The organism is Streptococcus sp. CCH5-D3, from assembly GCF_001556435.1.
Taxonomy (GTDB): domain Bacteria; phylum Bacillota; class Bacilli; order Lactobacillales; family Streptococcaceae; genus Streptococcus.
Genome location: NZ_LSIW01000057.1, coordinates 1 through 811 on the forward strand (window position 1 = coordinate 1; position 811 = coordinate 811).

Sequence of the window (811 nt, forward strand, 5' to 3'; positions counted from 1 at the left end):
GACTGTTTGGATCATTTGGATTGATTGGATCTGTTGGATTATGTGGATCATTTGGTCCTACTGGTGTTTCACCATGTTTCAAGGTAACTGTCCAAGTTTGATCAACAGATGCATCTGAGTCATAAGTAGCTCCTGCTGGAAACTCATCGCTAACGAGAACATAACCACGATCTTGGTATTTCTTGATTTTAGCTGCAGTTGAGTAGTCAATAGCTTCGCCAGATTTACCAGAAACTTGATCATTTTCAAGTGTTGTACCAGTATTTTGATCTACGTACTTGATCACTGCTCTTTGTTCTGCCTTACGGTAGACAACAGGTGTATCCTCTCCTGGTTTGTTAGGAGTTACACTTGGTGTATCTGTCACATAACCTGGGATGACTGGAGTTGGAGTCTTGCCACCCTTAGTTGGATCTTGTGGATCATTGTTGTACTGTGGAGTTGGTGCACTTGGAATTGGTGTATTGGTTTCATCAACTGGGATGATCTTACCAAGTGGTTTATAAGTAACCTTATCCGTAACTTCTGGTTGGTCTGGAGTAACTGTCTTAGATCCAGCTTCCTTCTTATCGGCATAGTAATGTTCAACAACTGGAACTGTTTCTTTACCATAAGTGTGATTAGATTGGTCCCATGTTGTTGTACCATTTTTTTGTTTACCAGTAAAGGTGAAGTCATTTTGAACTTTAGCAGCTGGAGTATTATCGCCTGCTCCTTCAAACGTTACCGTTTGTTTAGTTGGTTTTGTTACTTCAGTTGTTTTTGGTACATAGATGATTGGTGTATCTTCACCTGGTTTATCAGGTGTTAC

1 protein-coding gene is annotated in these 811 nt (G+C 40.3%); it reads right to left on the reverse strand.

The window, feature by feature from the left end; translation table 11 throughout:
- A partial coding sequence (locus AX662_RS10700; RefSeq protein ID WP_443030981.1) for a mucin-binding protein occupies positions 1-811 on the reverse strand: 811 nt, incomplete at both ends.